At 28.6% G+C, this 25,182-nt stretch carries 25 protein-coding genes; 24 read left to right on the plus strand and 1 reads right to left on the minus strand.

Going from position 1 to position 25,182, the window contains the following annotated elements:
• Nucleotides 1-3 precede the first annotated feature (3 nt).
• From cbiD to tpx, 15 genes are all read left to right on the plus strand, one after another.
• Entirely contained in the window at nt 4-1,143 is a 1,140-nt protein-coding gene (gene cbiD, locus TVTCOM_RS03450) for a cobalt-precorrin-5B (C(1))-methyltransferase CbiD (protein WP_434798453.1), read from the plus strand.
• The gene (locus TVTCOM_RS03455; RefSeq protein WP_434798454.1) at nt 1,140-1,748 is read left to right on the plus strand and encodes a cobalt-precorrin-7 (C(5))-methyltransferase; all 609 of its coding nucleotides are present in this window, start codon (nt 1,140-1,142) and stop codon (nt 1,746-1,748) included. Before cbiD ends, TVTCOM_RS03455 begins: the two co-directional genes overlap by 4 nt.
• Nucleotides 1,738-2,310 (plus strand): decarboxylating cobalt-precorrin-6B (C(15))-methyltransferase, encoded by a 573-nt coding sequence (locus TVTCOM_RS03460; protein ID WP_434798455.1) that lies wholly within the window; start codon nt 1,738-1,740, stop codon nt 2,308-2,310. The genes TVTCOM_RS03455 and TVTCOM_RS03460 overlap by 11 nt, the downstream gene beginning before the upstream one ends.
• Nucleotides 2,303-3,055, plus strand: a complete 753-nt coding sequence (locus TVTCOM_RS03465; protein WP_434798456.1) for a cobalt-precorrin-4 methyltransferase — start codon at nt 2,303-2,305, stop codon at nt 3,053-3,055. The genes TVTCOM_RS03460 and TVTCOM_RS03465 overlap by 8 nt, the downstream gene beginning before the upstream one ends.
• On the plus strand, nt 3,039-4,088 hold the full coding sequence (gene cbiG, locus TVTCOM_RS03470) for a cobalt-precorrin 5A hydrolase (RefSeq protein ID WP_434798457.1): 1,050 nt from the start codon (nt 3,039-3,041) through the stop codon (nt 4,086-4,088). Before TVTCOM_RS03465 ends, cbiG begins: the two co-directional genes overlap by 17 nt.
• Entirely contained in the window at nt 4,085-4,810 is a 726-nt protein-coding gene (gene cobJ, locus TVTCOM_RS03475; protein WP_434798458.1) for a precorrin-3B C(17)-methyltransferase, read from the plus strand. Before cbiG ends, cobJ begins: the two co-directional genes overlap by 4 nt.
• Nucleotides 4,807-5,553, plus strand: a complete 747-nt coding sequence (gene cobK / locus TVTCOM_RS03480) for a precorrin-6A reductase (RefSeq protein ID WP_434798459.1) — start codon at nt 4,807-4,809, stop codon at nt 5,551-5,553. Before cobJ ends, cobK begins: the two co-directional genes overlap by 4 nt.
• A gap of 34 nt (nt 5,554-5,587) precedes the next feature.
• Entirely contained in the window at nt 5,588-6,382 is a 795-nt protein-coding gene (locus TVTCOM_RS03485; protein ID WP_434798460.1) for a sirohydrochlorin cobaltochelatase, read from the plus strand.
• An 18-nt stretch (nt 6,383-6,400) separates the two neighbouring features.
• The gene (locus tag TVTCOM_RS03490; protein ID WP_434798461.1) at nt 6,401-7,108 is read left to right on the plus strand and encodes a cobalt-factor II C(20)-methyltransferase; all 708 of its coding nucleotides are present in this window, start codon (nt 6,401-6,403) and stop codon (nt 7,106-7,108) included.
• 43 nt (nt 7,109-7,151) lie between these two features.
• A complete protein-coding gene (gene hemC, locus TVTCOM_RS03495; RefSeq protein WP_434798462.1) occupies nt 7,152-8,051 on the plus strand; it encodes a hydroxymethylbilane synthase in 900 nt (299 codons plus the stop codon).
• A gap of 23 nt (nt 8,052-8,074) precedes the next feature.
• Nucleotides 8,075-9,610, plus strand: a complete 1,536-nt coding sequence (gene cobA / locus TVTCOM_RS03500; protein WP_434798463.1) for a uroporphyrinogen-III C-methyltransferase — start codon at nt 8,075-8,077, stop codon at nt 9,608-9,610.
• Nucleotides 9,604-10,578, plus strand: a complete 975-nt coding sequence (gene hemB, locus TVTCOM_RS03505) for a porphobilinogen synthase (protein ID WP_434798464.1) — start codon at nt 9,604-9,606, stop codon at nt 10,576-10,578. Before cobA ends, hemB begins: the two co-directional genes overlap by 7 nt.
• A gap of 36 nt (nt 10,579-10,614) precedes the next feature.
• Nucleotides 10,615-11,259 carry a diphthine--ammonia ligase gene (locus tag TVTCOM_RS03510; RefSeq protein WP_434798465.1) on the plus strand — a complete coding sequence of 215 codons (645 nt, stop codon included), beginning with the start codon at nt 10,615-10,617 and terminating at the stop codon, nt 11,257-11,259.
• Between the two features lie 114 nt (nt 11,260-11,373).
• The gene (locus tag TVTCOM_RS03515) at nt 11,374-11,949 is read left to right on the plus strand and encodes a precorrin-2 dehydrogenase/sirohydrochlorin ferrochelatase family protein (protein ID WP_434798466.1); all 576 of its coding nucleotides are present in this window, start codon (nt 11,374-11,376) and stop codon (nt 11,947-11,949) included.
• A 102-nt stretch (nt 11,950-12,051) separates the two neighbouring features.
• Nucleotides 12,052-12,540 (plus strand): thiol peroxidase, encoded by a 489-nt coding sequence (gene tpx, locus TVTCOM_RS03520; protein WP_434798467.1) that lies wholly within the window; start codon nt 12,052-12,054, stop codon nt 12,538-12,540.
• Between the two features lie 38 nt (nt 12,541-12,578).
• On the opposite strand, the gene TVTCOM_RS03525 is transcribed toward tpx, so the two are convergent.
• Entirely contained in the window at nt 12,579-13,385 is an 807-nt protein-coding gene (locus TVTCOM_RS03525) for an FUSC family protein (protein ID WP_434798468.1), read from the minus strand.
• 103 nt (nt 13,386-13,488) lie between these two features.
• Between TVTCOM_RS03525 and TVTCOM_RS03530 the strand changes: the two genes are divergently transcribed.
• The 9 genes from TVTCOM_RS03530 (at nt 13,489) to brnQ (ending at nt 24,925) form a co-directional block, all read left to right on the plus strand.
• Nucleotides 13,489-14,484 (plus strand): LacI family DNA-binding transcriptional regulator, encoded by a 996-nt coding sequence (locus TVTCOM_RS03530; RefSeq protein WP_434798469.1) that lies wholly within the window; start codon nt 13,489-13,491, stop codon nt 14,482-14,484.
• 230 nt (nt 14,485-14,714) lie between these two features.
• On the plus strand, nt 14,715-16,613 hold the full coding sequence (locus TVTCOM_RS03535; RefSeq protein ID WP_434798470.1) for a sucrose-specific PTS transporter subunit IIBC: 1,899 nt from the start codon (nt 14,715-14,717) through the stop codon (nt 16,611-16,613).
• Nucleotides 16,614-16,615: 2 nt separating this feature from the next.
• A complete protein-coding gene (locus TVTCOM_RS03540; protein WP_434798471.1) occupies nt 16,616-18,031 on the plus strand; it encodes a glycoside hydrolase family 32 protein in 1,416 nt (471 codons plus the stop codon).
• Between the two features lie 27 nt (nt 18,032-18,058).
• Nucleotides 18,059-19,021, plus strand: coding sequence for a carbohydrate kinase family protein (locus TVTCOM_RS03545; RefSeq protein WP_434798472.1), 963 nt, complete (start codon nt 18,059-18,061; stop codon nt 19,019-19,021).
• 313 nt (nt 19,022-19,334) lie between these two features.
• Nucleotides 19,335-20,444, plus strand: a complete 1,110-nt coding sequence (locus TVTCOM_RS03550) for an AAA family ATPase (RefSeq protein ID WP_434798473.1) — start codon at nt 19,335-19,337, stop codon at nt 20,442-20,444.
• Nucleotides 20,445-20,742: 298 nt separating this feature from the next.
• Nucleotides 20,743-22,173, plus strand: coding sequence for a [FeFe] hydrogenase H-cluster radical SAM maturase HydG (hydG, locus tag TVTCOM_RS03555; RefSeq protein ID WP_434798474.1), 1,431 nt, complete (start codon nt 20,743-20,745; stop codon nt 22,171-22,173).
• Between the two features lie 134 nt (nt 22,174-22,307).
• The gene (locus TVTCOM_RS03560; protein ID WP_434798475.1) at nt 22,308-22,919 is read left to right on the plus strand and encodes an endonuclease/exonuclease/phosphatase family protein; all 612 of its coding nucleotides are present in this window, start codon (nt 22,308-22,310) and stop codon (nt 22,917-22,919) included.
• An 85-nt stretch (nt 22,920-23,004) separates the two neighbouring features.
• The gene (locus TVTCOM_RS03565; RefSeq protein WP_434798476.1) at nt 23,005-23,328 is read left to right on the plus strand and encodes a hypothetical protein; all 324 of its coding nucleotides are present in this window, start codon (nt 23,005-23,007) and stop codon (nt 23,326-23,328) included.
• A 295-nt stretch (nt 23,329-23,623) separates the two neighbouring features.
• Nucleotides 23,624-24,925 carry a branched-chain amino acid transport system II carrier protein gene (gene brnQ, locus TVTCOM_RS03570; RefSeq protein WP_434798477.1) on the plus strand — a complete coding sequence of 434 codons (1,302 nt, stop codon included), beginning with the start codon at nt 23,624-23,626 and terminating at the stop codon, nt 24,923-24,925.
• Nucleotides 24,926-25,182: the final 257 nt, after the last annotated feature.

The following is a 25,182-nucleotide window of genomic DNA, read 5'->3' on the forward strand; positions in this document are numbered from 1 at the left end:
ATTATGGAAGAGTATGTATATATTGATGGAAAAAAATATAGAAGAGGATATACGACAGGTTCATGCGCAGCCGCCGCAGCAAAAGCATCTGTATATATGTTTTTTACAAATAAAAAAATAGAAAATATTAATATAGATACACCAAAAGGAATTCCTCTTACATTGAAAGTTAAAAATATAGAATTAAAGAATAAATATACTATTTGCTCCATCGAGAAAGATGGTGGTGATGATATAGATGCTACACATACTATGGACATATTTGCAAAAGTAGAGTTGATTTCAAGAGAAGATGAAGACATAATAGTGACCGGTGGTGTGGGTATAGGTATTGTAACTAAAAAGGGCTTAAGTGTAGATGTGGGAAAATCAGCAATTAACCCAGTACCAATGAAAATGATAAGAAGCGAAGTTAGCAAGGTTTTAGGAGAAAATAATAAACTTTTAAATAAAGATAAATCTTTAAAAATTACTATTTTCGCACCACAAGGTGAAGAAATTGCTAAGAAAACCTTTAATCCTAGATTAGGTATAGTTGGGGGAATATCAATACTTGGAACGACAGGGATTGTAGAGCCTATGAGTGAAGAAGGTTGGAAAAAATCTTTATCAATAGAACTTGAAATGAAAAAAGAACAAGGAATGGACAAAATCATTTTAGTACCAGGAAACCATGGAGAAGAATTTATAAGAGACTATATGAAAATTGATATGAGCAACTGTGTTAGAATGAGCAATTTTGTGGGATATATGTTAAATGAAGCGAAAAGACTTGGATTTAAGAAAATACTTATGGCAGGCCATATTGGAAAGTTTATAAAAATATCTGCAGGAATATTTAATACTCATAGTAAAGTTTGTGATGCTAGAAATGAAATAATGATTGCAAATTTAGCATTAATGGGAGCAGATTTAGATTTTCTAAAAGAAATAAATAAATGTGTAACAGCAGAAGGTGCAGTTGAAATAATAGATAAAAGTAACTACACAGAAATATACAATATACTTTGCAACAAATGTAAAGAAAGAGCTGAGGAATATCTAAATGAAGATATACAAGTGGAAGTTTATATGTTTAGAATGGATAAATCATTGCTTGGAAAATCAATAAACGCAGATTTATTAATGGAGGATTTTAGATGATAAATATAATAGGTCTGGGACCGGGAGAGTTTGATTATATAACTAAACTGGGAGAAAAATTAATTTATTCTTCAGATGTTCTAATTGGTGGAAAAAGAAATTTAGAATCTATAAAGGATTTTAAAGGAGAGAAATTAGTTTTATCTACCAACCTTAAAGAGATTTTAGAGTATATTAAAAATAATCTGCATAAAAACATAAGTGTAATAGCATCAGGAGATCCATCTATTTATGGTATAGGAAAGTATTTATCAAATAATATAGAACATGAAAATTTAAATATAATATCGGGAATAAGCTCGTTACAATATATTTTTTCAAAAATATTTGTAGATATGAACGATGTTTATATCACAAGTAGTCATGGAAAAACACCTGACTTTGATTACATATTATCTCATAAAAAAGTATGCATGGTGACTGATGATAAAATAGGTCCACATGAGATTTGTAAAGAAATACAAAAAAGAAACTTAAATAAAGTTGTTGTTGTGGGAGAAAATTTATCTTACCAAAATGAAAGAATAACTATAGGTAAAGTTGAAGAAATATTAGCGGTTGAAAAATTTGAAATGAATGTGGTGGTGATACTAGATGAGGAATGATGAATTTATTAGGGGAAAAGTTCCTATAACAAAGGAAGAAGTTAGAGCCATCTCATTAAATAAATTGAACTTGAAAGATGCCAAAACTTTTATAGATGTGGGAGCGGGTACAGGTAGTGTTTCCATTGAAGCAGCTCAAATTTATGATAATTTAAATGTTATTGCTATTGAAAGAAATGATGAAGCTATAGATTTAATAAACAAGAATGTAGAAAAATTTAATTTATCAAATATAAAAGTTATACAAGCTTATGCTCCTATTAAAATAAAGGAAAAAGCTGATGGGATTTTTTTAGGTGGAACAGGAAATAACCTGGAAGAAATAATAAAATGGTCAAAAGATTTATTAATATCAGGAGGAAGGTTAGTAGCTAACTTTATATTAATTGATAATTTTTATGACACAATGAATTTACTAAAAAAATATGATTTTAAAAATATAGATGTATCGTTGTTAAATATAAGTAAATTAGAACAATTAGGAGGACGAGATTATTTTAAACCTCACAATCCTATATACATAATATCATGCGAAAAAGGGGAAAAAGATAAACATGAATAAAGTACATTTTGTTGGAGCAGGACCAGGAGACAAAGAGTTAATAACATTAAAAGGATATAAATTATTATCTAATGCAGATGTGGTAATATATGCAGGGTCATTAGTTAATCCAGCACTTTTAGATTATTGTAAAGAAGGATGCGAAATTCATGACAGTGCATATATGAACTTACAAGAAATAATAGAAGTTATGGAAAAAGGAATTAAAGAAGAAAAATCAGTTGTTAGACTTCAAACAGGAGACTTCTCAATATATGGTTCAATAAGAGAACAAGTTGAAGATTTAGCAAAATTAAATATAGATTATGATTGTACACCAGGAGTTAGTTCTTTCCTTGGAGCATCATCAGCTTTAGGTGTAGAATATACAGTTCCAGAAATATCTCAATCAGTAGTAATAACAAGAATGGAAGGAAGAACTCCAGTGCCATCAAAAGAATCAATAGAATCTTTTGCAGCACACCAAACATCAATGGTAATATTCCTTTCAGTTCAAGAAATAGGAAAAGTTGTGGAAAAACTAATTGCTGGTGGATATGATAAAACAACACCAATAGCTGTTGTATATAAGGCAACTTGGCCAGATGAAAAAGTAGTAAAAGGAACGCTACAAGATATAGCAACAAAGGTAAAAGAGGCTGATATAAGAAAAACAGCATTAATAATGGTGGGAGAATTTTTAGGAAAAGAATATAATAACTCAAAATTATATGATAAGGATTTTGTTCATGAATATAGAGGATAAAAAAATAGCTATATTATCCATTACTAAAAATGGGAAAGAACTTGGGTTAAAAATAAAAAGAAATATATCTACTGCTCATTTATATTATGTGAAAAAGGATGCTGTTAAAGAGGAAGATAATGTTATTTATGTAAATAAAAAATTGAAGGAATTTGTACCAAAAATCTTTGGTGAATATGACTACATTATCTTCATAATGGCATGTGGAATAGTAGTAAGAACTATAGCACCTCTGATAGAAAACAAATTTATAGATCCTGCTATTTTAGTCAGTGATGAAAAAGGAAAGAATATTATAAGTTTGCTTAGCGGACATATGGGTGGAGCCAATGAAATGACTTTACATATAAGTGACTTGTTAAATTCAAATCCAGTTATAACAACGGCTACAGATGTTAATGACAAATCATCCTTAGATATGATTGCAAAAAAATTGAACGCTCACATTTATGACTTTAGAAATAAAGTACTAAAAATAAATTCCATGCTAGTTAATGGTGAAGTTGTGAATCTTTTTATAGATGGAGATTACAACATAGATACTAGAGGATTTAATGTATGCAAGAAGGATGAAATAAATAAAATGGACGAAGTAATAGTAATAAGTAATAAGAAAAATTTAAACTTAATAAACAACAACATTCTTAAAGTTGTACCTAAAAATATTGTAATAGGTATTGGATGCAGAAAAAATATTGATAAAGAATATATGATAAATTCATTATCTGATTTTTTACATAAGCAAAATATTGATATAAATTCAATAAAAGAGATAGGAAGCATAGATATTAAAAAGAATGAGGGAGCCTTGATAAATTTAAGTGAATATTTAAATGTTCCTTTTAAAACATTTACAGCTGATGAAATATCAAAGGTAGAACATTTATATGAAAAATCAGAGTGGGTAAAACAAAATGTGGGTGTTCACTCTGTAGCAGAACCTGTGGCTCACTTATTAAGTAATGGAAATCTAATAATAAAAAAACATAAATACAATGGAATTACATTTTCAGTAGGGAGAGTTAATATATGATATATGTTATAGGTATTGGACCAGGATGCAAAAACTTGATGACTATGGAAGCCATAAAGGCAATAGAAGATGCTGAAGTTATAGTAGGATATAAAACTTACATTGATTTAGTAACAGAGTTTATTGTAGATAAAGAAGTTGTGCAAAATGGTATGAGAAAAGAAATAGAAAGATGTAAGCAAGCTTTAGAAATTGCAAAAACAGGGAAAAAAGTTGCTGTTATAAGTAGTGGAGATGCAGGAATCTATGGAATGGCAGGGCTTATACTAGAATTAATAACAAAAGAAGATGTAGATATAAAAGTTAAAGTTGTGCCGGGTGTTACTGCAAGTATAGGAGCGGCAGCAGTGCTTGGAGCGCCTATAATGCATGATTTCTGTCATATAAGTTTAAGTGATTTAATGACTCCTTGGGAAGTTATAGAAAAGAGACTTAGATTAGCAGCGGAAGCTGATTTTGTTATTTGCTTATACAACCCAAGAAGTAAGGGAAGAAGTGAACATTTAGCTAAGGCCTTTGAAATCATGGGAGAATTTAAATCAAAATCAACTCCAGTTGGAATAGTAAAAGATGTGGGAAGAGAAAAGGAAGAAAAATTCATATGCACATTTGAAACTATGGAATTTGAAAGAGTTGATATGACAACTATGGTTATTATAGGAAATAAAGCTACTTATATCCATGATGATTTAATGATAACTCCAAGGGGATATGAAGTATGATTTTAGTTTTAGGTGGAACTTCAGATAGTATAGAAATATGTCATAATTTAAATGAAAAAAATATGGATTATATAGTTTCAGTAACAACTTCATATGGAGAAGACTTAGCAAAGAAATGTTCAAATAAAATTATATTAAAAAAGTTAACTATAAAAGACATGGTTAATTTTATAAATGAAAATTACATTACTACTATAATAGATGCCACTCATCCTTATGCTGTGGAAGTATCTACAAATGCTATCAAAGCTTCACAAATAACAAATATAAAATATATTAGATTTGAAAGAGAATCTTTAATAAAATATGTAGATTATAAAAATAAGTACATAGTTAATGACATAGATGAAGCTTGTGAAATAGCAAATAAAATAGGGCAAAATATTTTTATAGGAACGGGAAGTAAAAATTTGTATCTATATAAAGAAAAAATAAAAAATAAAAACTTAATTCCTAGGGTACTTCCAACTAGTGAAGTTTTAATTAGTTGCGAAGAATTAGGATTCAATGCAGATAATATTATAGCTATGAAGGGACCTTTTTCAGTTGAGATGAATGAGTCTACATATAAACAATATAATATTGATTTAGTAATTACAAAAGAAAGTGGAGTAGCAGGAGGATTTTTAGAAAAAATCAAAGCATGCGAGAACTTGAATATTCCAGTGATTATTATAAAAAGAAAAGAAATGAGTTATCCAAATACTGTTGGAAAAATTCAAAATTTAATTAATTTAATATAGTAAATATCTAGATTTACTGTAAGGGAGAGACGTTATGAAAAAAGCTATATTGGTAGTAAGTTTCGGGACTAGCTATCATGAAACTAGAAAAAAAACTATAGAACCTTGTGAAAATAAAATAAAAGAACGTTTCGAAGGATATGATTTTTACAGAGCATTTACTTCAAGTATGATTATAAAAAAATTAAAGAAAAGAGACAACTTAATAATTGACAACCCAGTAGAAGCTTTAGAGAGACTTTATAATGAAGGTTATGAAGAAGTAATAGTACAATCTCTTCATATTATATGTGGAGAAGAGTATAACAAACTTAAAGAAATGGTAGATGGATTTAAGGATCAATTTGAAAGAATTTCTTTAGGAAGACCACTATTAACTTATATAGAAGATTATAGAGAAACTGTTTTAGCTGTAAAACAAGATATTGAAACAATGGATATAGATGAGGCAATAGTATTTATGGGGCATGGTACAGAACATGAAAGTCATGCGTCTTATCCAGCTATAGAGTATATGTTTAGAGATTATGGAATAAATGCTTATGTTGGAACTGTTGAAGGATATCCAGAAATTGACCAAGTTATAAAACTATTAAAAGAAAGAAATGTAAAAACAGTAGATTTAATGCCATTTATGTTAGTAGCAGGAGATCATGCTATAAATGATATGGCAAGTGATGAGGAAGATTCATGGAAAACTATTTTAGAAAAAGAAGGATTTAATGTAAAAGTTCATTTAAAAGGACTTGGAGAAAATTCTTACATACAAGAGAAATTTGCTAATCATGCACTAGATTGTATGAAGGAATTAGAGGAAGTAAGCATTTAATAATTGGAGGGAATTAATATGGCAAAGTTTTATGGAATTGGAACTGGACCAGGAGATAGTTCATTAGTAACCGTAAAGGCAGTTAACACACTAAAAAATTTAGATATATTATATACACCAGAATCTAAAAAAGGTGGGGAAAGTTTAGCATTATCAATAGTTGATGAATACTTACCAGAAAGCTTAGAAATAAAATCTAGACATTTTCCTATGAGTTTCAATGGAACAGAAAAAATACAAGTATGGAATTCAGTTTCTGGTGAAATAGTTGAAGATGTTAAAAAAGGTAAAAATGTTGGTTTCGTAACATTGGGAGATCCTATGATATACAGTACCTATGTATATGTAATGGAAAGACTAATGGAAGAAGTAGAAGTAGAAACTATACCAGGAATTTCATCATTTTCTAATATAGCATCAAACCAAAACTTCCCTCTAGTAATGGACACAGATCCATTAATAGTAATACCATGTACTATGGAAGAAGATAAGATAGATGAAGCTCTTGAAAAATATGATTGTTTAGTACTAATGAAAGTTTACAAAAAAATAAATATGGTTATAGATAAATTGAAAAAACATGACTTAATTGATCATGCTATACTAGTTAGTAATTCATCTCAAGAAAAAGAAGAGGTATTTACTAATTTAAGGGATGAACATATTGATGAGAAGATATCATATTTTTCAACAATATTAGTAAATAAAAATAGAAATAAAAGATAACATCTTATTAAAATAGAATTCCTATAAAATAAGGAGAATTAATATGAAGATAGTAGTTGGAACGCGAGGTAGTAAATTAGCCCTTATTCAAACTAACTGGGTAGTTGAAGAATTAAAAAAAGCTAATCCAGAGATTGAATTTGAAATTAAGATAATAAAAACAAAGGGTGATTTAGTAACGCATTTGCCTTTGCATAAAATAGGAGATAAGGGTCTATTTACAAGAGAGATTGAGCAGAAACTTTTAGATAGAGAAATAGATTTAGCTGTGCACAGTATGAAGGATATGCCATCAACTCTTCCACAAGGATTAAAATTTGCAAATGTGCCAAGAAGAGAAGATCCTAGAGATATTCTTGTTTTAAAAGAAAATTACAAAACAATAGAAGATTTACCTCATGGAGCAAGAATTGGTACAGGAAGTAAAAGAAGAATATATCAACTTCTTAAATATAGACCTGATTTAGAAATAGTACCCATAAGAGGAAATATAGATACTAGAATACGAAAAATAGAAGATGAAAATCTTCATGGTATTGTATTAGCAGCAGCAGGCTTACTAAGAGCAGGCTTAGAAGAACATATTAGTTACTACTTACCTACTAATATAATGATACCAGCTCCAGCTCAAGGGGCGCTTGCTTTAGAAATAAGAGAAAATGATTCACATATGGAAGAAATAATTTCTCATATTAAAGATGAAACAACAGAAATACAAGTAGCAGCAGAGAGAGGATTCTTAGCAGGAGTTAACGGAAGTTGCCATGTTCCTATGGGGGCATATTGTGAAATTAATGATGATAAATTAATATTAACAGGTCTTTATGGAGATGAAGAGGGTAAAAAACTAGTTGTGAAATCAATAGAAGGAAGTGTTAAGGACTCTTCTAAAATAGGATTTGATTTGGCAGAAGAAGTTCTTAAAGAGTACAACAAGTTATAGTGAATTTAAGGAGTATGAAAACTATGAATGGAAAAGTTTACTTAGTGGGGGCAGGACCTGGAGATTATAAACTTATAACTTTGAAAGGTTTAGAATGTATAAGAAAAGCAGATGTAATAGTTTATGATAGGTTAGCTAACGTTAAATACTTAGAAGAAGCAAAGAAAGACTGTATATTTATAAATGTAGGAAAAGCATCTAGTAATCATATGCTACCACAAGATGACATAAATAGATTAATTGCTGATAAGGCATTGGAAGGAAAGATTGTTGTTAGATTAAAAGGTGGAGATCCTTATGTATTTGGTCGAGGAGGAGAAGAAGCAGAACTTCTTCGTAGTGAAAATATTGAATTTGAGGTAGTACCAGGAATAACTTCTCCAATAGGAGGCCTATGTTATGCAGGTATTCCTATAACTCACAGAGATCATGCTTCATCTTTCCATGTTATAACAGGTCATCCTAGAAAAGATGGAAAAGAAACAAAGGAAATAAACTGGAATGCTCTAGCAAATGTAAAAGGAACTTTAGTATTTTTAATGGGAATTGCTAACTTAAAGAATATAAGCGAAAATCTAATTAAAGAAGGCAAAGATAAAAATACTCCAGTGGCTTTTATTAGTTGGGCAACAAGACCTAACCAAAGAGTTGTAACAGCTACTTTAGAAAATGCTCATGAAGTAGCAATTAAAGAAAATGTTAAACCACCTACTTTAATAGTAGTTGGAAGTGTTGTAAATCTTAGAGAAAAGTTAAACTTCTTCGAGGAAAAACCATTGTTTGGGAAAAGTATAGTGGTTACTAGATGTAGAACGCAAAGTAGTGCACTAGCTGAAAAAATAAGTGAGATGGGTGGAAATCCAATAGAAATCCCAACTATAAAAATTCAAAAGGTTGAGGAGAATAAAGAACTAGAAGTAGAAATAGATAAAATTAAAGATTATACTTATATACTATTTAGTAGTAAAAATGCAGTTGATATATTCTTTGATAAGTTAAATGAAAAAGGATATGATTCAAGAGTTCTTTGCAATAGCAAAATTTGTGCTGTGGGAGGAGAAACTGCAAAAGCTATTAAATCAAGAGGTATAATTGCTGATATAGTTCCACAAAAATATGTAGCTGAAGGACTTTATGAAGAATTAAAAGATATTATTAATGAAAATGATAAAATTTTAATTCCAAGGGCAAAAAAAGCTAGAGATTTCTTAATTAATAAATTAAGTGAGAAATGTTATATTAAAGAAGTTATTACTTATGAGTCAGTTATAGATAATGATAAAAAAGATTTGGCTCTAGAAGTAATAGAAGATGAAAACGTGGATTATATCACTTTTGCCAGCTCTTCAACAGTTAAAAACTTTATAACTTTAATTGGAGAAGAAAATCTTCAACAGTTAAAAAATAAAAATATAATATCCATAGGTCCAATAACTAGCAAAACCATAGAGGAATATGGATTGGAAGTTTATAAAGAAGCTGAAGTAGCGACAATTGACAGTATGATAGATGCAATATCAAATAATGAAAAAATACAAATGGGGGAATTAACATGTTAAGAAGACCAAGAAGATTAAGAAGTAGTAAAGCTATAAGAAACTTAGTGAGAGAAACAAAATTACAAGTAGAAGATTTAATTTATCCATTATTTATAGTAGATGGAGAAAACATAAAAAGAGAAATATCATCAATGGAAGGCGTTTATCATTTTTCAGTGGATATGTTAGATGATGAAATAAAAGAATTAACAGAACTTGGAATAGAGCATGTATTGTTATTTGGTGTGCCAGATGACCATAAAAAGGACTGTTGCGCAAGTGAAGCATTTAATCCAGAAGGTGGAGTTCAAAGAGCCATAAGAAAAATAAAAGAAATAAACCCAGAAATGGATGTAATTTGCGACGTATGTATGTGTGAATACACAAGTCATGGACATTGTGGAATATTAACTGATACTGGATATGTACATAATGACAAAACATTAGATTACCTTGCTAAAATATCTTTAAGCTACGCACAGGCTGGTGCAGATATGGTTGCACCATCAGACATGATGGATGGAAGAATAGGAGCAATAAGAGAAGTTTTAGATAATAATGGATTTGAGAATGTGGCTATAATGGCTTACAGTGCTAAATATGCTTCATCATTCTATGGACCATTTAGAGAAGCTGCAAACTCTGCACCTCAATTTGGTGACAGAAAAACTTATCAAATGGATCCAGCAAACACAAATGAAGCAGTAATAGAAGGACAATTAGACGTTGAAGAAGGTGCTGACATAATAATGGTTAAACCAGCTCTATCTTATTTAGATGTAATACAAAGATTCAAAGATAACTTTGATTTACCAATAGCAGCTTATAACGTAAGTGGTGAATACTCAATGTTAAAATTAGCTGTTAAAGAAGGATTATTAAATGAAAGTGCTATTTATGAAGCAGTTATGTCTATAAAAAGAGCAGGAGCTACAATAATAATCACTTATTTTGCTAAAGACATAGCTAAAATGTTAAAAAGCAACTAGTTAATATAAGTGATAAAACATATTGGAGGAAAGATTATGAATAATAAATTTGTTTTATCATATAGTGGTGGAAAAGATTGTATACTAGCTTTATATAGAAAAATACAAGAAGGATGTATTCCGGTGGCACTTTTAACTACTGTGAAAAAATCTGCTTGTGAAACTTGGACTCATGGTTTAAGTTATAATTTACTAGAACAAGTTAGTAAAAGTTTGGAAATTCCTGTGATTTATGCAGAGTGTGATGCTTCAGAATACGAAATTAAGTTTGAAGAAAAACTTAAGGTGGCAAAGGAAATGGGTGCAACTTCAGTAGTATATGGAGATATTGATATTGAGCTACATAAACAATGGGGAATAGATAGAGCAACAAATACAGGTTTAAACTATGAATTTCCTTTATGGCAAGAAAATAGAGAAAAACTTGTTAATGAAGTTATAGATAACGGGTTCAAAGCTATAATTAAGAAAGTAAACTTAGATTGTATGAGCAAAGATTTTTTAGGAAAAACACTAACAAAAGAGTTGGTGGAAAAGATTAAAGCTACTGGTTCTGATCCTTGTGGAGAAAATGGAGAGTACCATACATTTGTAGTAGATGGGCCAATATTTAATCATAGAATAGAAATTAAACAAGAGGATTTTAAACCTGAAAGTAGTTATAGGTTTTCAATAAAGTAGAAATTATAAATACCTTAAAGTTAGTTTATAAAACTTCTTTAAGGTATTTTTAGTTATTAATAATTATATTAAAATATAATTAGAACTACATAATTATAGGATACGGAGGATGCTATGTATTATCCAATTAATTTAAAAATACATGATATGAAAATTGTTATTATAGGTGGTGGCAAGGTAGCATATAGAAAATGTATAAACTTTCTTGCTTTTAACAAAAAAGTAGTAGTAGTAAGTGAAGAATTTATAAAAGAGTTTGAAAATATTAAAGATGAAATAGAAATTATAGAAGATAGTTATAATGAAAAATATATAAAGAAAGCTTTTGTTGTAGTTGCTGCTACTAATAATAAGGATGTAAATCATCAAATAGGAACTTATTGTAGAGAATATGGAAAATTAGTAAATGTAGTTGATGACGTAGATTTATCTAATTTTACAGTACCTTCTTTTGTGAAAAGAGGAGACTTATTACTAAGTGTCTCTACTGGAGGAAAAAGCCCTTCTTTATCAGCTAAGATAAGGAAGGAATTGGAATCAGTTTATGATGAAAGTTATGAGGAGTATTTAAATTTACTGGGTGAGGCTAGGCAGATAATAATAAATAATACAGAGGATGTTATGAAAAGAAGAAAAGAATTGAAAGAACTTTTAAATTTTAGTATTGATGAACTTAGACAAATAAAATAAAAAAATCTATAAAGGATAATTTAATTAAAATAAAAATGGGTATAAATAGTACAGTAAAACTTAAAACTAATTATAGTAATAATTTCTGTAGGAGGTATTATGATGAAAGTAACATTTCAAGGAAACCCATTAACATTAAAAGGAACTCAAGTAAAAGTAGGAGATGTAGCTCCTGATTTTACTGTTGTAGATAATGATTTAAATCCATTAAAACTTAGTGACACAAAAGGAAAAAGAATATTTTTAACAGTACCATCTTTAGATACTGCAGTTTGTGATATGGAAGTTAGAAAATTTAACCAAGAAGCAACTGAATTAGATGAAAATATAACAATTTATACAATATCTATGGACTTACCATTTGCACAAGGAAGATGGTGTGGTGGTGCTGGAATAGATAGAGTAAAAACAGTTTCAGACTACAAAGATAGAGAATTTGGAAATAATTATGGAGTTTACATAAACGAGCTTGGACTTTTATCTAGAGCAGTATTTGTTGTAGATGAAAATAACAAAGTTGTATATGTAGAATATTTAGAAGAAATTACAAATGAGCCAAATTATGAAAAAGCATTAGAATCATTAAAATAGAAGAAAGATCCAGGAAAAATAATAATTTTTTCTGGATTTTATTTTTGTTCAGTAGATTGGTCTAGAAGTGATAAAATACTGTCTTTATGATATTTATATATAGGTTCATTTAAACTAGTATCTATGGAAGAAACCTTTTTTTCTATTAAATATAAACCATGAACATGATGTATTAATTGCTCTACAATGTCAAACTTATAATATAAAGTATTTATATCATGAGTTTCCTTAGAGTAGGGTATTTCATCTATTAATTGATTATAATATTCCTGTAATTCAGAGTGTTTATTATTAAGTTTTATATATAACGAAGAAAAATCTAAATTTTTTACCATGGAGTGAATAATATTTAAGCAGTCACTATAATCAGAGTTGAAAGATGCCCATAAGTATTTTATATATCTTTTGCGACTTACAGCATAATTAACAACTAAAGCTATAATTACTCCCACTAAAGTATCTATAGTTCTCATAATAGAATAATTCAGTGGATCGTTATTACCAATTCCTAAACATATAGAAATAAAGGTTACAGATGCTATGGCAGAGGAATCAGAAATTTTTAATATATTACAAATATATATAATTAAAATTACTCCTAAAGTAGCTGAAATAATATTACCCTTGAAAAAAAGTACACTTAAAAAACCAATTAAACCACCAAGTAAAGTGCCTAAAACTCTAGACCAGGAATCTTTAATAGAACCTTTTATAGTGTTTTTTATAGAAAATATACAAACAGATACTGTATAAACTGGTGTCTCAACTATGCCTAGATAGCCAGCTAAAGTTGCAAAGAAAACGGCAATACCAGTTTTTATATTTCTCATTCCAATCTTTTTCATAGAAAATCCTTTCTTAATGTATTAGAGAATTCTTTAATAGTATTATTTGTATTGTTTGGCTATATTATTATTGTTATAATCATTTTAATGAGGATGTGATATTATGAAGGAAAAGAAATTAACTATGTCGGATATTGCTAAAATGTGTGACGTTAGTAAGAGCACTATATCTAGATATTTTAATGGTGGATATGTTAAGGAAGAAACAAAAGAAAAAATTAAAGAAATAATAGAAAAAAATAATTATGAGCCTAATGCATTTGCCCAAAGTCTAAAAGCTAAAAAATCTAATATTATTGGGCTTATAGCTCCATGCTTAGATTCCACAACTTCTTCAAGAATGCTTATGTCTATAGATGAATATTTAAGAAATGAAGGATATACAACTATAATTATTAATACAAATCATGACCAAAATAGAGAGCTATCATCTATGGAAAATCTTTGGAGAATGAATGTGGATGGTATTATTTTATTATCAACATTTATAACAAAACAGCATAGAAATCTAGTTAAAAAAATTGATATACCTGTAATATTTGTTGGTCAGCAATTAAAAGAAGGAATTTCTATTGTAAATGATGATTACAGTGCAGGAGTAGAGATAGGAAAATATGCAGTAAAAATGGGTCACAAGGATATAGTATATTTAGGTGTATGTGATAAAGATGAAGCAGTAGGAAGTGTAAGAAAAAAAGGTATTTTAGATGGAATTAACATAAATAAAGATAAAAAAATAGAAGTATTAGAAACAGATTTTTCTTTTGATAAGACTACAGAAGTAGTAAAAAATTTATTAAAAAGAAAAAGGCCTACTCTTATCATATGTGCAACTGATAATATAGCAATGGCAGCATATAAGGAAATTAGAGGTATAGGGCTATCCATACCAGAAGATATTTCTGTTATTGGATTTGGTGGATATACAATATCAGGTTTATTAACGCCAAGTTTATGTACTATAAGATTTGATAATGAATTAGCAGGAAATTTAGCTGGGGAAACCATAGTCAAGCTGTTAAATAATAAGACGGTGCCGAAAAAGCAAATAATAGGTTATTATATGATTGAAGGAGAAAGTGTTAAATGTTTAATTTAACACTTTTTGTTTTTGTGGATAAATATATAATTTTAAGCTTCTTAATGGAGCAATGGGTTTGATTTTTTTAGGTTGTTGGCTATATGGCTGAATATAACTTTTTATATAGAAAGAAATGTGAAACCGATATCATAAAAATTTTTTAATGTACTTTAACCTATTGACATTTATCTTATGAAAATATATATTTAAAAAGAGGAACCGGTACCATAAAATCAGGAGGATTATATATGGATTGTATAAAAATGTCAAAAGAAATAATAGATGCAGTTGGAGGTAAAGAAAACATAACTTCTGCTATACATTGTGCAACACGTTTAAGATTAACATTAGTAGAGGAATCTTTAATAAAAGAAGATGTTGTAACAGATATAGAAGGTGTCAAAGGAACCTTTAATGCTAAATGTCAGTATCAAATAATTATTGGGCCAGGACTTGTAAACAGAGTTTGTGATGAAATGAATAAACAGCTTGGTGAACAGGTGAATAAAGTAAAAGAAGAAAAGACAGAGAAAAAAGGAAATATAATTCAAAGAGGAATTAAATTATTAAGTGATATATTTGTACCTATTATACCAGCCATAGTTGCTGGAGGTTTATTAATGGGAATAAACAACATATTAACTGCTAAAGGTTTATTTATTGCAAGTAAAAGTATAATAGAGGCTTATCCTCAATTTGCAGATTTAGCAGCAATGATAAATCTGTTTTCAAATGCAGCTTTTGTATTTTTACCAGTGTTAATAGGTTTTTCTGCCACAAAGAAATTTGGAGGAAATCCTTATCTTGGAGCTGTACTTGGGATGATAATGGTTCATCCAGATTTGTTAAATGCGTATAGTTATGGACAAGCAGGAGTAGAGGTGCCTGTTTGGAACTTATTTAATTTAAATATAGAAGCTGTAGGTTATCAAGGAACAGTTCTTCCAGTACTTGCTGTATCTTGGATATTAGCAACGATTGAGAAAAAACTTCATAAAATAACACCTATTTGGCTAGACAATTTAACAACACCACTTTTAGCAACATTAATTACGTCATTTATAACATTTTTATTTGTGGGACCAATACTTAGAGACGTTGGAGTTTTACTAGCTAATGGAATGACATGGATATACAATAGTTTAGGATTTGTTGGAGGAGGAATTTTAGGTTTACTATATGCTCCGATTTGTTTAACAGGAATGCACCAAAGTTTTATAGCTATTGAAACACAGTTATTAGCATCAGCATCAACAACAGGTGGAACTTTTATATTCCCGACAGCTTCAATGTCAAACGTTGCTCAAGGTGCAGCAGTAATTGCAGTTTTATTATTAACTAAAGATCAAAAGTTAAAAAGTATTTGTTCAGCATCAGGAATATCAGCTTTACTTGGCATAACAGAGCCTGCTATGTTTGGAGTTACATTAAAACTTAAATATCCATTCTATGCAGCTATGATAGGTTCGGCAGTTGGTAGTGCTTATTTAGCAGGAACTCATACTCTTGCAATAGCACTTGGAGCAGCAGGACTTCCAGGGTTTATATCAATAAGACCAGAAAGTTGGGGCAATTTTGCCATAGGTTTAGTATTATCTATAGGAACATCTTTCATATTAACTTTTATTTTATTCAAAAGACAAGCTATGAAAGAGTTAGGAAATAATAACGCTGAAGAAAATAAAAAAGAAGAAGTAGCTGTAACAGCAGAAATTTTAATTTCACCAATGAGTGGAGAAATTAAAAGCGTAACAGAGTCACCAGATGAAACTTTTGCAGCAAAAGTAATGGGTGATGGAATTGTAATATTCCCTACTTATGGAAAGATAGTAGCTCCGTGTGATGGAAAAATTACATTTGCTTTTCCAACAAAACATGCTTTTGGAATAACATCTACGAAAGGAACCGAGATATTAGTTCACTGTGGTATAGATACATTAAATTTAGAGGGTGAAGGTTTTACAAGTCATATAAAAGAAGGACAAAATGTTAAGAAAGGTGATTTATTATTAGAAGTAGATTTAGATTTTATAACTAAATCAGGATACTCTGTAGCAACACCTTGTATTATTACAAATGGAAAAGAATTTGATTTCAATGATGGTCAATACAAATTTGGTGATGAAATAATTAAAATAAGGAGCTAAAAATGAATTTTGAACAAATGAAAAAAGATACAATTGAAGCTCACGAAAATGGAAATTTAAATAGTGATAAGTTTCGTTTATCATATCATTTAATGCCACCAATAGGATGGCTAAATGACCCAAATGGTTTATGTGAACTAAATGGAACTTATCATATATATTATCAATATTCTCCAACAGATGTTTATGGGGAATTAAAACATTGGGGACATTACTCAACAAAAGATTTTATAAACTTTAAATCAGAGCCAATGGCTATATTTGCAGATAATGAATTAGATAAAGGCGGAGCGTATTCAGGAAGTACTTTTATAAAAGATAATAAAATGCATGTTTTTTATACGGGAAATGTAAAAGAAGAGGGTGACCATGATTATATAAAATCTGGTCGCCAGCACAATACTATTTATTTAACAAGTGAAGATGGAATAAACTTTAGTGAAAAAAAATGTTTAATGAAAAATGTAGACTATCCATCAGATGTATCTTGTCATGTTAGAGATCCGAAGGTTTATGAAAAAAATGGACTTTACTATATGGTTTTAGGGGCAAGAACTTTAGATGACATAGGATGTATTTTAGTTTATGAATCAAAGGATTTGATAAACTGGAAATATATTAATCGTATTCAAACTAAGGAAAAATTCGGATATATGTGGGAATGTCCAGATGTATTTGATTTAGATAATAAAACTATACTAATAACTTGTCCTCAAGGAATAGAACAAGAAGGAATTAAATATGAAAATATATATCAAAATGGTTATTTATTTATGGATAATATAGTAGAAAATACTAAGCTTAGTGAATTTAATGAGTTAGATAATGGTTTTGATTTCTATGCACCTCAAACATTTGAAGATGAGAAAAATCGTAGGATTTTAATTGGATGGATGGGTCTACCAGATATACCTTACACTAATGAAGTTACAGTTAAAGAAAATTGGCAACATGCATTAACTATACCAAGAGCATTATGTATAAGAAATAATAAACTTTATCAAAAACCAATAGAAGAATTAAAAAATCTTCGTAAAAGTAAAAAGATATATGATTTAAATAAAGTAAGAAGCATTATAACAAAAAACAATGTTTATGAATTAAATATAAATTTAAAAGAAAAAACTAATTGTTTTAAAATGAATCTACGTAGTGACCTGGAGTTATTATTTGAGAATAATATTTTCACTCTTAAATTAGGTAAAAGTGGTTATGGTCGTGATGAACGTCATGTATATATAGATTTTCTTGAAAATTTACAAATATACTCAGATACATCATCTTTGGAGATTTTTATAAATAATGGAGAAAAAGTAATGACGACTAGAGTATATGATGACAATAGTAAAATAGAGATTAAATATAATATTAACGGAAAACTTGAACTGTATAATCTAAACTCTTATAGTTATAAGTAGAATATATATTAAGGAAGGAATTAAAAAATGAAATATGATGTTGTTGCACTTGGGGAGCTACTTATAGATTTTACTTTAAATGGAAGTAGTGAACAAGGAAATAATATATATGAAGCAAATCCAGGTGGAGCTCCTTGTAATGTATTAGCAATGTTAAATAAAATGAATAAGAAAACTGCTTTTATAGGAAAAGTAGGACAAGATGCTTTTGGAAAAATTTTAAAGAACACAATAGATGAAGTCGGTATAGATTCCACTGGTTTAGTATTTGATGAGCATGTGAATACAACACTAGCTTTTGTTAATACTGATGAAAATGGAGAAAGGAGTTTTTCCTTTTACAGAAAGCCAGGAGCCGACATGATGCTAAATATAAATGATGTTAAATTTGATTTAATAAGGGATACGAGGATATTCCATTTTGGAACATTATCAATGACTCATGAAGAAGCAAGAAAAGCAACGAAAGCAGCCATAAAAAAAGCTGAAAGTGAAAATAAACTTATATCATTTGATCCCAATCTAAGACCATTATTATGGGATGACTTAAATAATGCAAGAGAACAAATAGATTTTGGATGTTCAGTATGTCATATATTAAAAATAGAAGATGAAGAAGCCAAATTCTTAACAGGATGCAATGATATAGATAAAGCTGTAGAAATAATAAAAAATAAATACAAAATAAAGCTAATATTAGTAACGGAAGGAAGTAAAGGAAGTACAGCTTATTATAAAGATTTAAAGATTAAGCAAGAAGCATATTTACAAGAAACAACAATTGATACAACAGGGGCAGGTGATACTTTCTGTGGAAGTTGTTTAGGATATTTAATAGATAATGATATTAATGATTTAAATGAAGAAAATATAAAAGAAATGATATCTTTTGCTAGTGCTGCTGCATCAATAGTAACAACAAGAAAAGGTGCTATACGTTCAATGCCACAAATTAAAGAAGTTGAAGAGTTAATAAAATCAAAACAATAATACAAATTAAAATAATAAAAACCTTGGATTGAAAAATTCAAGGTTTTTAATTGTTAATGTTTATAGGTTATATAATAGGTAGATAATTTATAATTATAAGTAGTAAATATGATAATAAATTATAGAAAATTATAAAGAATAATATATGTAGAGAAATTATATTAATATGAATAATAAAATTGGAAACAAAAAACTATTCACTTTTTACAAAAATGCAATATAATAGAAAAGTGTCGTTTTTTAAGAGTACAAAAACAGAAAATGTTTTATATATAAATTTGACAAGATATTTGACAATATTGGAGGAACCAACATGAAAGCTATAAAAAAAATTGTAATAACTGGAGGTCCTTGCTCTGGGAAAAGTACAATGCTTAATTTGATAGAGAATACTTTTAAAGAAAAAGGGTATAAAGTTTTAATAGTTTCAGAAACAGCAACAGAATTAATCAGAGGTGGAGTTTCACCACTTGGTGGTAAGGAAAATATGTTCATATTCCAGGACTACCTTTTGAATCTTCAATTTAAAAAAGAAGAAGTTTATGAAAAAGCAGCTAAAGAAATGGATTCTGAAAAGATAATAATACTTTATGATAGAGGTCTATTAGACAATAAAGCCTACGTATCAAAGGAAGAGTTTGAAGCAATATTAGATGAATTTGGAACAACTGAAAATGAATTAATAGATAGATATGATTTAGTATTACATTTAGTAACAACTGCTAATGGAGCGGAAGAACATTACACATTAGCTAACAATGCAGCTAGAAGTGAATCATTAGAAGATGCAAGGCAAATAGATGAATTAACATTAAACGCTTGGGTGGGTCATCCTCGTTTAAGAATATTTGATAACTCTACAGATTTTGAAGGAAAAGTAGAAAGAGTATTAAAAGAAATATATAATGATTTAGATGAACATATGCCAACGGGAACTATACGTAAATACTTAGTAGATGTTGAGAATATTGACATAGATAATATAATAAATACTTCAGAAAAAATGGATATAGTTCAGCATTACTTAAAATCCTCTAATTCAAATGTTGAAAGAAGGATTAGACAAATAGGAAATAGAGAAAATTATTCATATTACTATACTGAAAAAGAAAGAGTTAATAATTATAGAACCTTTAGAAAAGAAAAGAAAATAAGTGATAAGTTATACTTAACATATTTATCTGAAATAGATAACCAATTATTTACAATAATAAAGACTCGTCACTGTTTCGTATATGAAAATCAATATTTCAAATTAGACGTATTTAACAATGATAAAAAGTATGGAATATTAGAAATAGAAGCTACAGATCAAAATGGAAAGATATTACTTCCAGACTTTTTAAATATAAAGGCAGATGTAACAAAAGATTCAATGTATTCAAACTACGAAGTATCAAAAAGAAATTATGTATGTAAATAGATAAATAAAGCATTCCCATAGAAATATGAGGAGTGCTTTATTTATTTAAAAATCTAACAAAAACAACCTAAAATATGTAAAAAGTGCTATTATTTAATTAGGCTGACCCTAAAGTATCATCTGAGGGGGAAGGTAATCATAATATGAAATTAGTCTGATTACTAAGACCAATCTTAAGTAAAAAGACAGTGATATATTAAGTTTATGATAACCTTCGCAGTGGGCGAAGGTTTTTTGTGCTTAATAATACGTGTCTTCTAATTTGTCAGCAAAAAACATTTTTAGGAGGAGAAATAATATGGTTTATGATCCAAAATCGAAAAAGGCAGAAGAATTTATCAATCATGATGAGATTTTAGAAAGTTTAGAGTATGCAAAATCAAATAAAGTAAATAAGGAATTAATTGAAGGAATATTAGACAAAGCCAATAGAGCAAAAGGATTAACTCACAGAGAAGCTGCAGTTTTACTTGAATGTGAAGATAAAGAATTAATTGAAAGAATGTTTAAAATGGCTGAAGATATTAAAAAAAGATTTTATGGAAATCGTATTGTAATGTTTGCCCCATTGTATTTATCAAATTATTGTGTGAATGGATGTGTATACTGTCCTTATCATTTAAAAAACAAAAAAATAGCTAGAAAAAAATTAACTCAAGAAGAAATAAAGAGGGAAGTAATAGCATTACAAGATTTAGGTCATAAAAGACTTGCTTTAGAAGCAGGAGAAGATCCAAAAAACAATCCAATAGAATATATATTAGAATCTATAGATACTATTTATAGTATAAAACATAAAAATGGAGCAATTCGTAGAGTAAATGTAAATATAGCGGCTACAACTATAGAAAACTATAAAAAATTGAAAGATGCAGGTATAGGTACATATATACTATTCCAAGAAACTTATAATAAAGAATCTTATGAGAAACTCCATCCAACAGGTCCAAAACATGATTATGATTATCATACAGAAGCTCATGATAGAGCCATGGAGGCTGGAATAGATGATGTAGGCTTAGGTGTGTTATATGGGCTTAGCACTTATAAATATGAATTAGTAGGAATATTAATGCATGCAGAACATTTGGAAGCTGCATTTGGAGTGGGACCACATACAATAAGTGTACCAAGACTTCGCCCAGCTGATGATATAGACGTATCTGAATTCCCAGAAGCTTTATCAGATGAAATATTCCAAAAAATAGTGGCAATAATTCGTTTAGCAGTACCTTATACAGGAATGATAGTTTCAACAAGAGAATCTCAAAAAACTAGAGAAAAAGTATTGCATTTAGGAGTGTCACAAATAAGTGGGGCATCATCAACAAGTGTTGGAGGATATGCAGATAGAGCAGAAGGAATAAAAGAAGAAATTACAAGTGCTCAATTTGATGTGGATGATGATAGAACTTTAGATGAAGTTGTAAACTGGTTACTAGATATGAACTATATACCAAGTTTCTGTACTGCTTGTTATAGAGAGGGAAGAACAGGAGATAGATTTATGGCTCTATGTAAAAATGGTCAAATAGCCAATTGTTGTCAACCTAATGCTATTATGACCTTAAAAGAGTACTTAGAAGACTATGCATCAGAATCTACAAAAGAATCTGGTGAAAATTTAATTAAAAAAGAAGTTAAAAAAATACCTAAAGATAAAGTTAGAGAAATAGTAGAAGAAAGACTGATAAAAATTACAAGTGGTGAAAGAGACTTTAGGTTTTAATTTGTAAATTAAGTGTATATATTAAAGAAGACAAATTAATTGTCTTCTTTTTATTATGAAAAAATTTAAAAGGATAATTATTTAATCTTATGAATATTATTTTGTAATAAGTCTATGATTAGGAGGTGAAAAATTTGAAGCTAATTTGTTATAACATACATAAGGGAATGGATGAGTTTAGAAGAATCACCTTATTTCAACTTATAGGCTACTTAAAATCTTTAGATTGTGATGTTATTTGTATTCAAGAAGTTTTATATTATCAATTTAAACTTATGAAAATATTATTAAATATGGATGGTGTATTTGGATTGCATGTAAATAATAGAAAAATGAAATTTGGTATATGTATATTAAGTAAAAATAAAATAAATTATAGCTCACATATATTGCTAAGTAGCAAAACAGAACAAAGAGGGTTATTGAGTATAGACATAGATGACAAAATCATTATAAATACTCACTTAGGATTAGATATAGAAGAAAGACAGACACAAATAAGTGAAATTTTAGATTTTGCTAAAAGTCAGAAAAAAGATATTGTGATTTGTGGAGATTTTAATGAAAAAAACATTAGTTTAGGCTCTTATAAAGATGTAGCTCAGTATTTATGTAAAGATTTTTATCCAACATTTAAAACTTCCAGGATAGATTATGTTTTTATAAGTTCAATAGTAGATATAAAATGCTATGAAATTGACCAAGTATTCTACTCAGATCACTTTCCAATAATTGTTAAAATTTAAAAGAAAGTATATTGTGAATATTTAGAAATATAGAAAAAATTACCATGAATATTTCATGATAATTTGTAAGGGGGGATATTATTTAATGAGTAGTGATGGAAATTTACTTCAAATTATATTTGATGGAATTTGGGGTACTTTAGAAATTATAGTCAGCGCATTTACAAAAAAAGAAGAAAAAAAGGAACCATTGGATATATTTTTTAACAAAGTGGGACTTTGTAATAAAGATCAAGAATATCCGACAGTGGTAGAAACTACTTTAGAAAAAGAAGAAAACGTTTACAAAATATGGTGTCCTATAGGCCTTGGAAAATCGGACTTTGAAAAATATTCTGATGCATTAGAAATATATTTAGGAAAGAAAATAGAAGTGAAATCTACTAAAGGATTTATATATATTAAATAATTATGAATGTCAAAATTATTATGTTATAATGAAAATATGTTAAAAAAAAGATTTAGAAATTTTGCTAAGTCTTTTTTTTGTGGAAAAAATCGAAAAATAATATATAAATAATTTAGAATATAAACATTAATCTAAATTTTCTGAAAATTACTCTATTTTCTGAATAAATATTCAGTTTTAATATGAGTTTTATAATTTGAATATACAGAAAATTATAATTATATTGACTATTCAAATAGATGTCGTATATAATACTTTTATAAAACGAAATATGGTTTTAAATTAGGAGGTCGCAATGAATAAAAGGAATAAAGATATTATAATAACAGGTTTTGCATTGTTCGCAATGTTTTTCGGAGCAGGTAACTTAATCTTCCCACCATTTTTAGGACTTATGACAGGAAGTAGTTGGTTAACTGGTTTCACAGGATTTATATTAGCAGACGTAGGTTTATCTCTTTTAGCTATACTTGCAATAGCAAAATGTGATGGAGACGTTGGTAGAATTTTTTCAAGAGCAGGCCACAAAATAGCTCTAGTGCTAGCATGTTCAATAATGATTTGTATAGGACCACTTCTTGCTATACCAAGAACAGCAGCTACAACATTTGAAATGGGGGTTCAACCAATATTTAGTGGTTTTAGTTCAATAATATTCTCAATAATATTCTTCAGCGTGACATTATTATTAACAATAAGACCATCAAAAGTTGTTGACATAATCGGATCATATTTAACACCAGCACTTTTGGTTGCCTTATTAGTATTAATAGGTATGGGAGTATTTAATCCTTTAGGAAGTATACAACCAGCAACTATAGATGGTGTATTCTCTGAAGGGATATTCCAAGGATATCAAACATTAGATGCTCTAGGAGCAGTATCTTTATCAGCTGTAATATTTACAACTATAGCTAATAAGGGATATACAGAAAAAGAAGAAAAAATAAGTATAACATTTAAAGCAGGATTAATAGCAGCAGCAGGATTATTTATAGTTTATGGTGGTCTTACTTACCTTGGTGCAACAGTATCAACTATGTTTGACTCAAATGTATCACAAGCTGGGTTAATAGTTTCTATAACAGAGATGTTATTAGGATTCCCAGGAAAAGTTATACTAGGAATAATAGTAACTCTTGCTTGTTTAACAACAGCTATAGGTTTAACATCTGCAACTGGTCAATATTTTTCAAACCTTTCAAATAATAAAATAAAATATGAAACAATAGTAATTGTAGTATGTCTATTTAGTTTAGTAGTTTCTAACTTTGGAGTTGGTACAATAATTAAATTCTCAGCTCCTATATTAACAGTAATTTACCCACCAACAATAGTGTTAGTAATATTTACTTTATTAGGACAATATATTAAAAATGATAATATATTTAAATTTGCAACATATACAGCATTATTGATGAGTGTATTAAATATAATGGGTGATTTTGGAGTTAAAGTTCCAGTGATAAACAGTTTACCATTACATTCACTAGGATTTAACTGGGTAGTACCAGTATTAATTGCATCAGCAATCGGATTCTTTGTTAAATCAAATAGCTCTAATGCTAAATCTGATTCAAAAGATATTACTGCATAGAATTTTGAATTAAATAAAATACAAAGTCCCTTATCATGATAAGGGACTTTTTTAATACTTATAATAATTCTTTTAATAATAAATTTGTTTTTTATTATGATATCACTAATATAATTGTCACTATACTAAATGAATCTACAAATTTGATAGTAATAGATAACTTTATAAATTCATAAATATTAATAGGATATAAAAATAGAATGATATTAACACTTATGAAAAAGTGTTTTAAATTTTATTGGGAAAAATCTAAAAAT

Source organism: Terrisporobacter vanillatitrophus (genome assembly GCF_051148895.1).
Lineage (GTDB): Bacteria > Bacillota > Clostridia > Peptostreptococcales > Peptostreptococcaceae > Terrisporobacter > Terrisporobacter vanillatitrophus.

Coding starts and splice junctions, on each gene's coding strand:
- cbiD (WP_434798453.1), top strand. CDS start 4: ATGGAAGAGTATGTATATATTGATGGAAAAAAATATAGAAGAGGATAT.
- TVTCOM_RS03455 (WP_434798454.1), top strand. CDS start 1,140: ATGATAAATATAATAGGTCTGGGACCGGGAGAGTTTGATTATATAACT.
- TVTCOM_RS03460 (WP_434798455.1), top strand. CDS start 1,738: ATGAGGAATGATGAATTTATTAGGGGAAAAGTTCCTATAACAAAGGAA.
- TVTCOM_RS03465 (WP_434798456.1), top strand. CDS start 2,303: ATGAATAAAGTACATTTTGTTGGAGCAGGACCAGGAGACAAAGAGTTA.
- cbiG (WP_434798457.1), top strand. CDS start 3,039: ATGAATATAGAGGATAAAAAAATAGCTATATTATCCATTACTAAAAAT.
- cobJ (WP_434798458.1), top strand. CDS start 4,085: ATGATATATGTTATAGGTATTGGACCAGGATGCAAAAACTTGATGACT.
- cobK (WP_434798459.1), top strand. CDS start 4,807: ATGATTTTAGTTTTAGGTGGAACTTCAGATAGTATAGAAATATGTCAT.
- TVTCOM_RS03485 (WP_434798460.1), top strand. CDS start 5,588: ATGAAAAAAGCTATATTGGTAGTAAGTTTCGGGACTAGCTATCATGAA.
- TVTCOM_RS03490 (WP_434798461.1), top strand. CDS start 6,401: ATGGCAAAGTTTTATGGAATTGGAACTGGACCAGGAGATAGTTCATTA.
- hemC (WP_434798462.1), top strand. CDS start 7,152: ATGAAGATAGTAGTTGGAACGCGAGGTAGTAAATTAGCCCTTATTCAA.
- cobA (WP_434798463.1), top strand. CDS start 8,075: ATGAATGGAAAAGTTTACTTAGTGGGGGCAGGACCTGGAGATTATAAA.
- hemB (WP_434798464.1), top strand. CDS start 9,604: ATGTTAAGAAGACCAAGAAGATTAAGAAGTAGTAAAGCTATAAGAAAC.
- TVTCOM_RS03510 (WP_434798465.1), top strand. CDS start 10,615: ATGAATAATAAATTTGTTTTATCATATAGTGGTGGAAAAGATTGTATA.
- TVTCOM_RS03515 (WP_434798466.1), top strand. CDS start 11,374: ATGTATTATCCAATTAATTTAAAAATACATGATATGAAAATTGTTATT.
- tpx (WP_434798467.1), top strand. CDS start 12,052: ATGAAAGTAACATTTCAAGGAAACCCATTAACATTAAAAGGAACTCAA.
- TVTCOM_RS03525 (WP_434798468.1), bottom strand. CDS start 13,385: ATGAAAAAGATTGGAATGAGAAATATAAAAACTGGTATTGCCGTTTTC.
- TVTCOM_RS03530 (WP_434798469.1), top strand. CDS start 13,489: ATGAAGGAAAAGAAATTAACTATGTCGGATATTGCTAAAATGTGTGAC.
- TVTCOM_RS03535 (WP_434798470.1), top strand. CDS start 14,715: ATGGATTGTATAAAAATGTCAAAAGAAATAATAGATGCAGTTGGAGGT.
- TVTCOM_RS03540 (WP_434798471.1), top strand. CDS start 16,616: ATGAATTTTGAACAAATGAAAAAAGATACAATTGAAGCTCACGAAAAT.
- TVTCOM_RS03545 (WP_434798472.1), top strand. CDS start 18,059: ATGAAATATGATGTTGTTGCACTTGGGGAGCTACTTATAGATTTTACT.
- TVTCOM_RS03550 (WP_434798473.1), top strand. CDS start 19,335: ATGAAAGCTATAAAAAAAATTGTAATAACTGGAGGTCCTTGCTCTGGG.
- hydG (WP_434798474.1), top strand. CDS start 20,743: ATGGTTTATGATCCAAAATCGAAAAAGGCAGAAGAATTTATCAATCAT.
- TVTCOM_RS03565 (WP_434798476.1), top strand. CDS start 23,005: ATGAGTAGTGATGGAAATTTACTTCAAATTATATTTGATGGAATTTGG.
- brnQ (WP_434798477.1), top strand. CDS start 23,624: ATGAATAAAAGGAATAAAGATATTATAATAACAGGTTTTGCATTGTTC.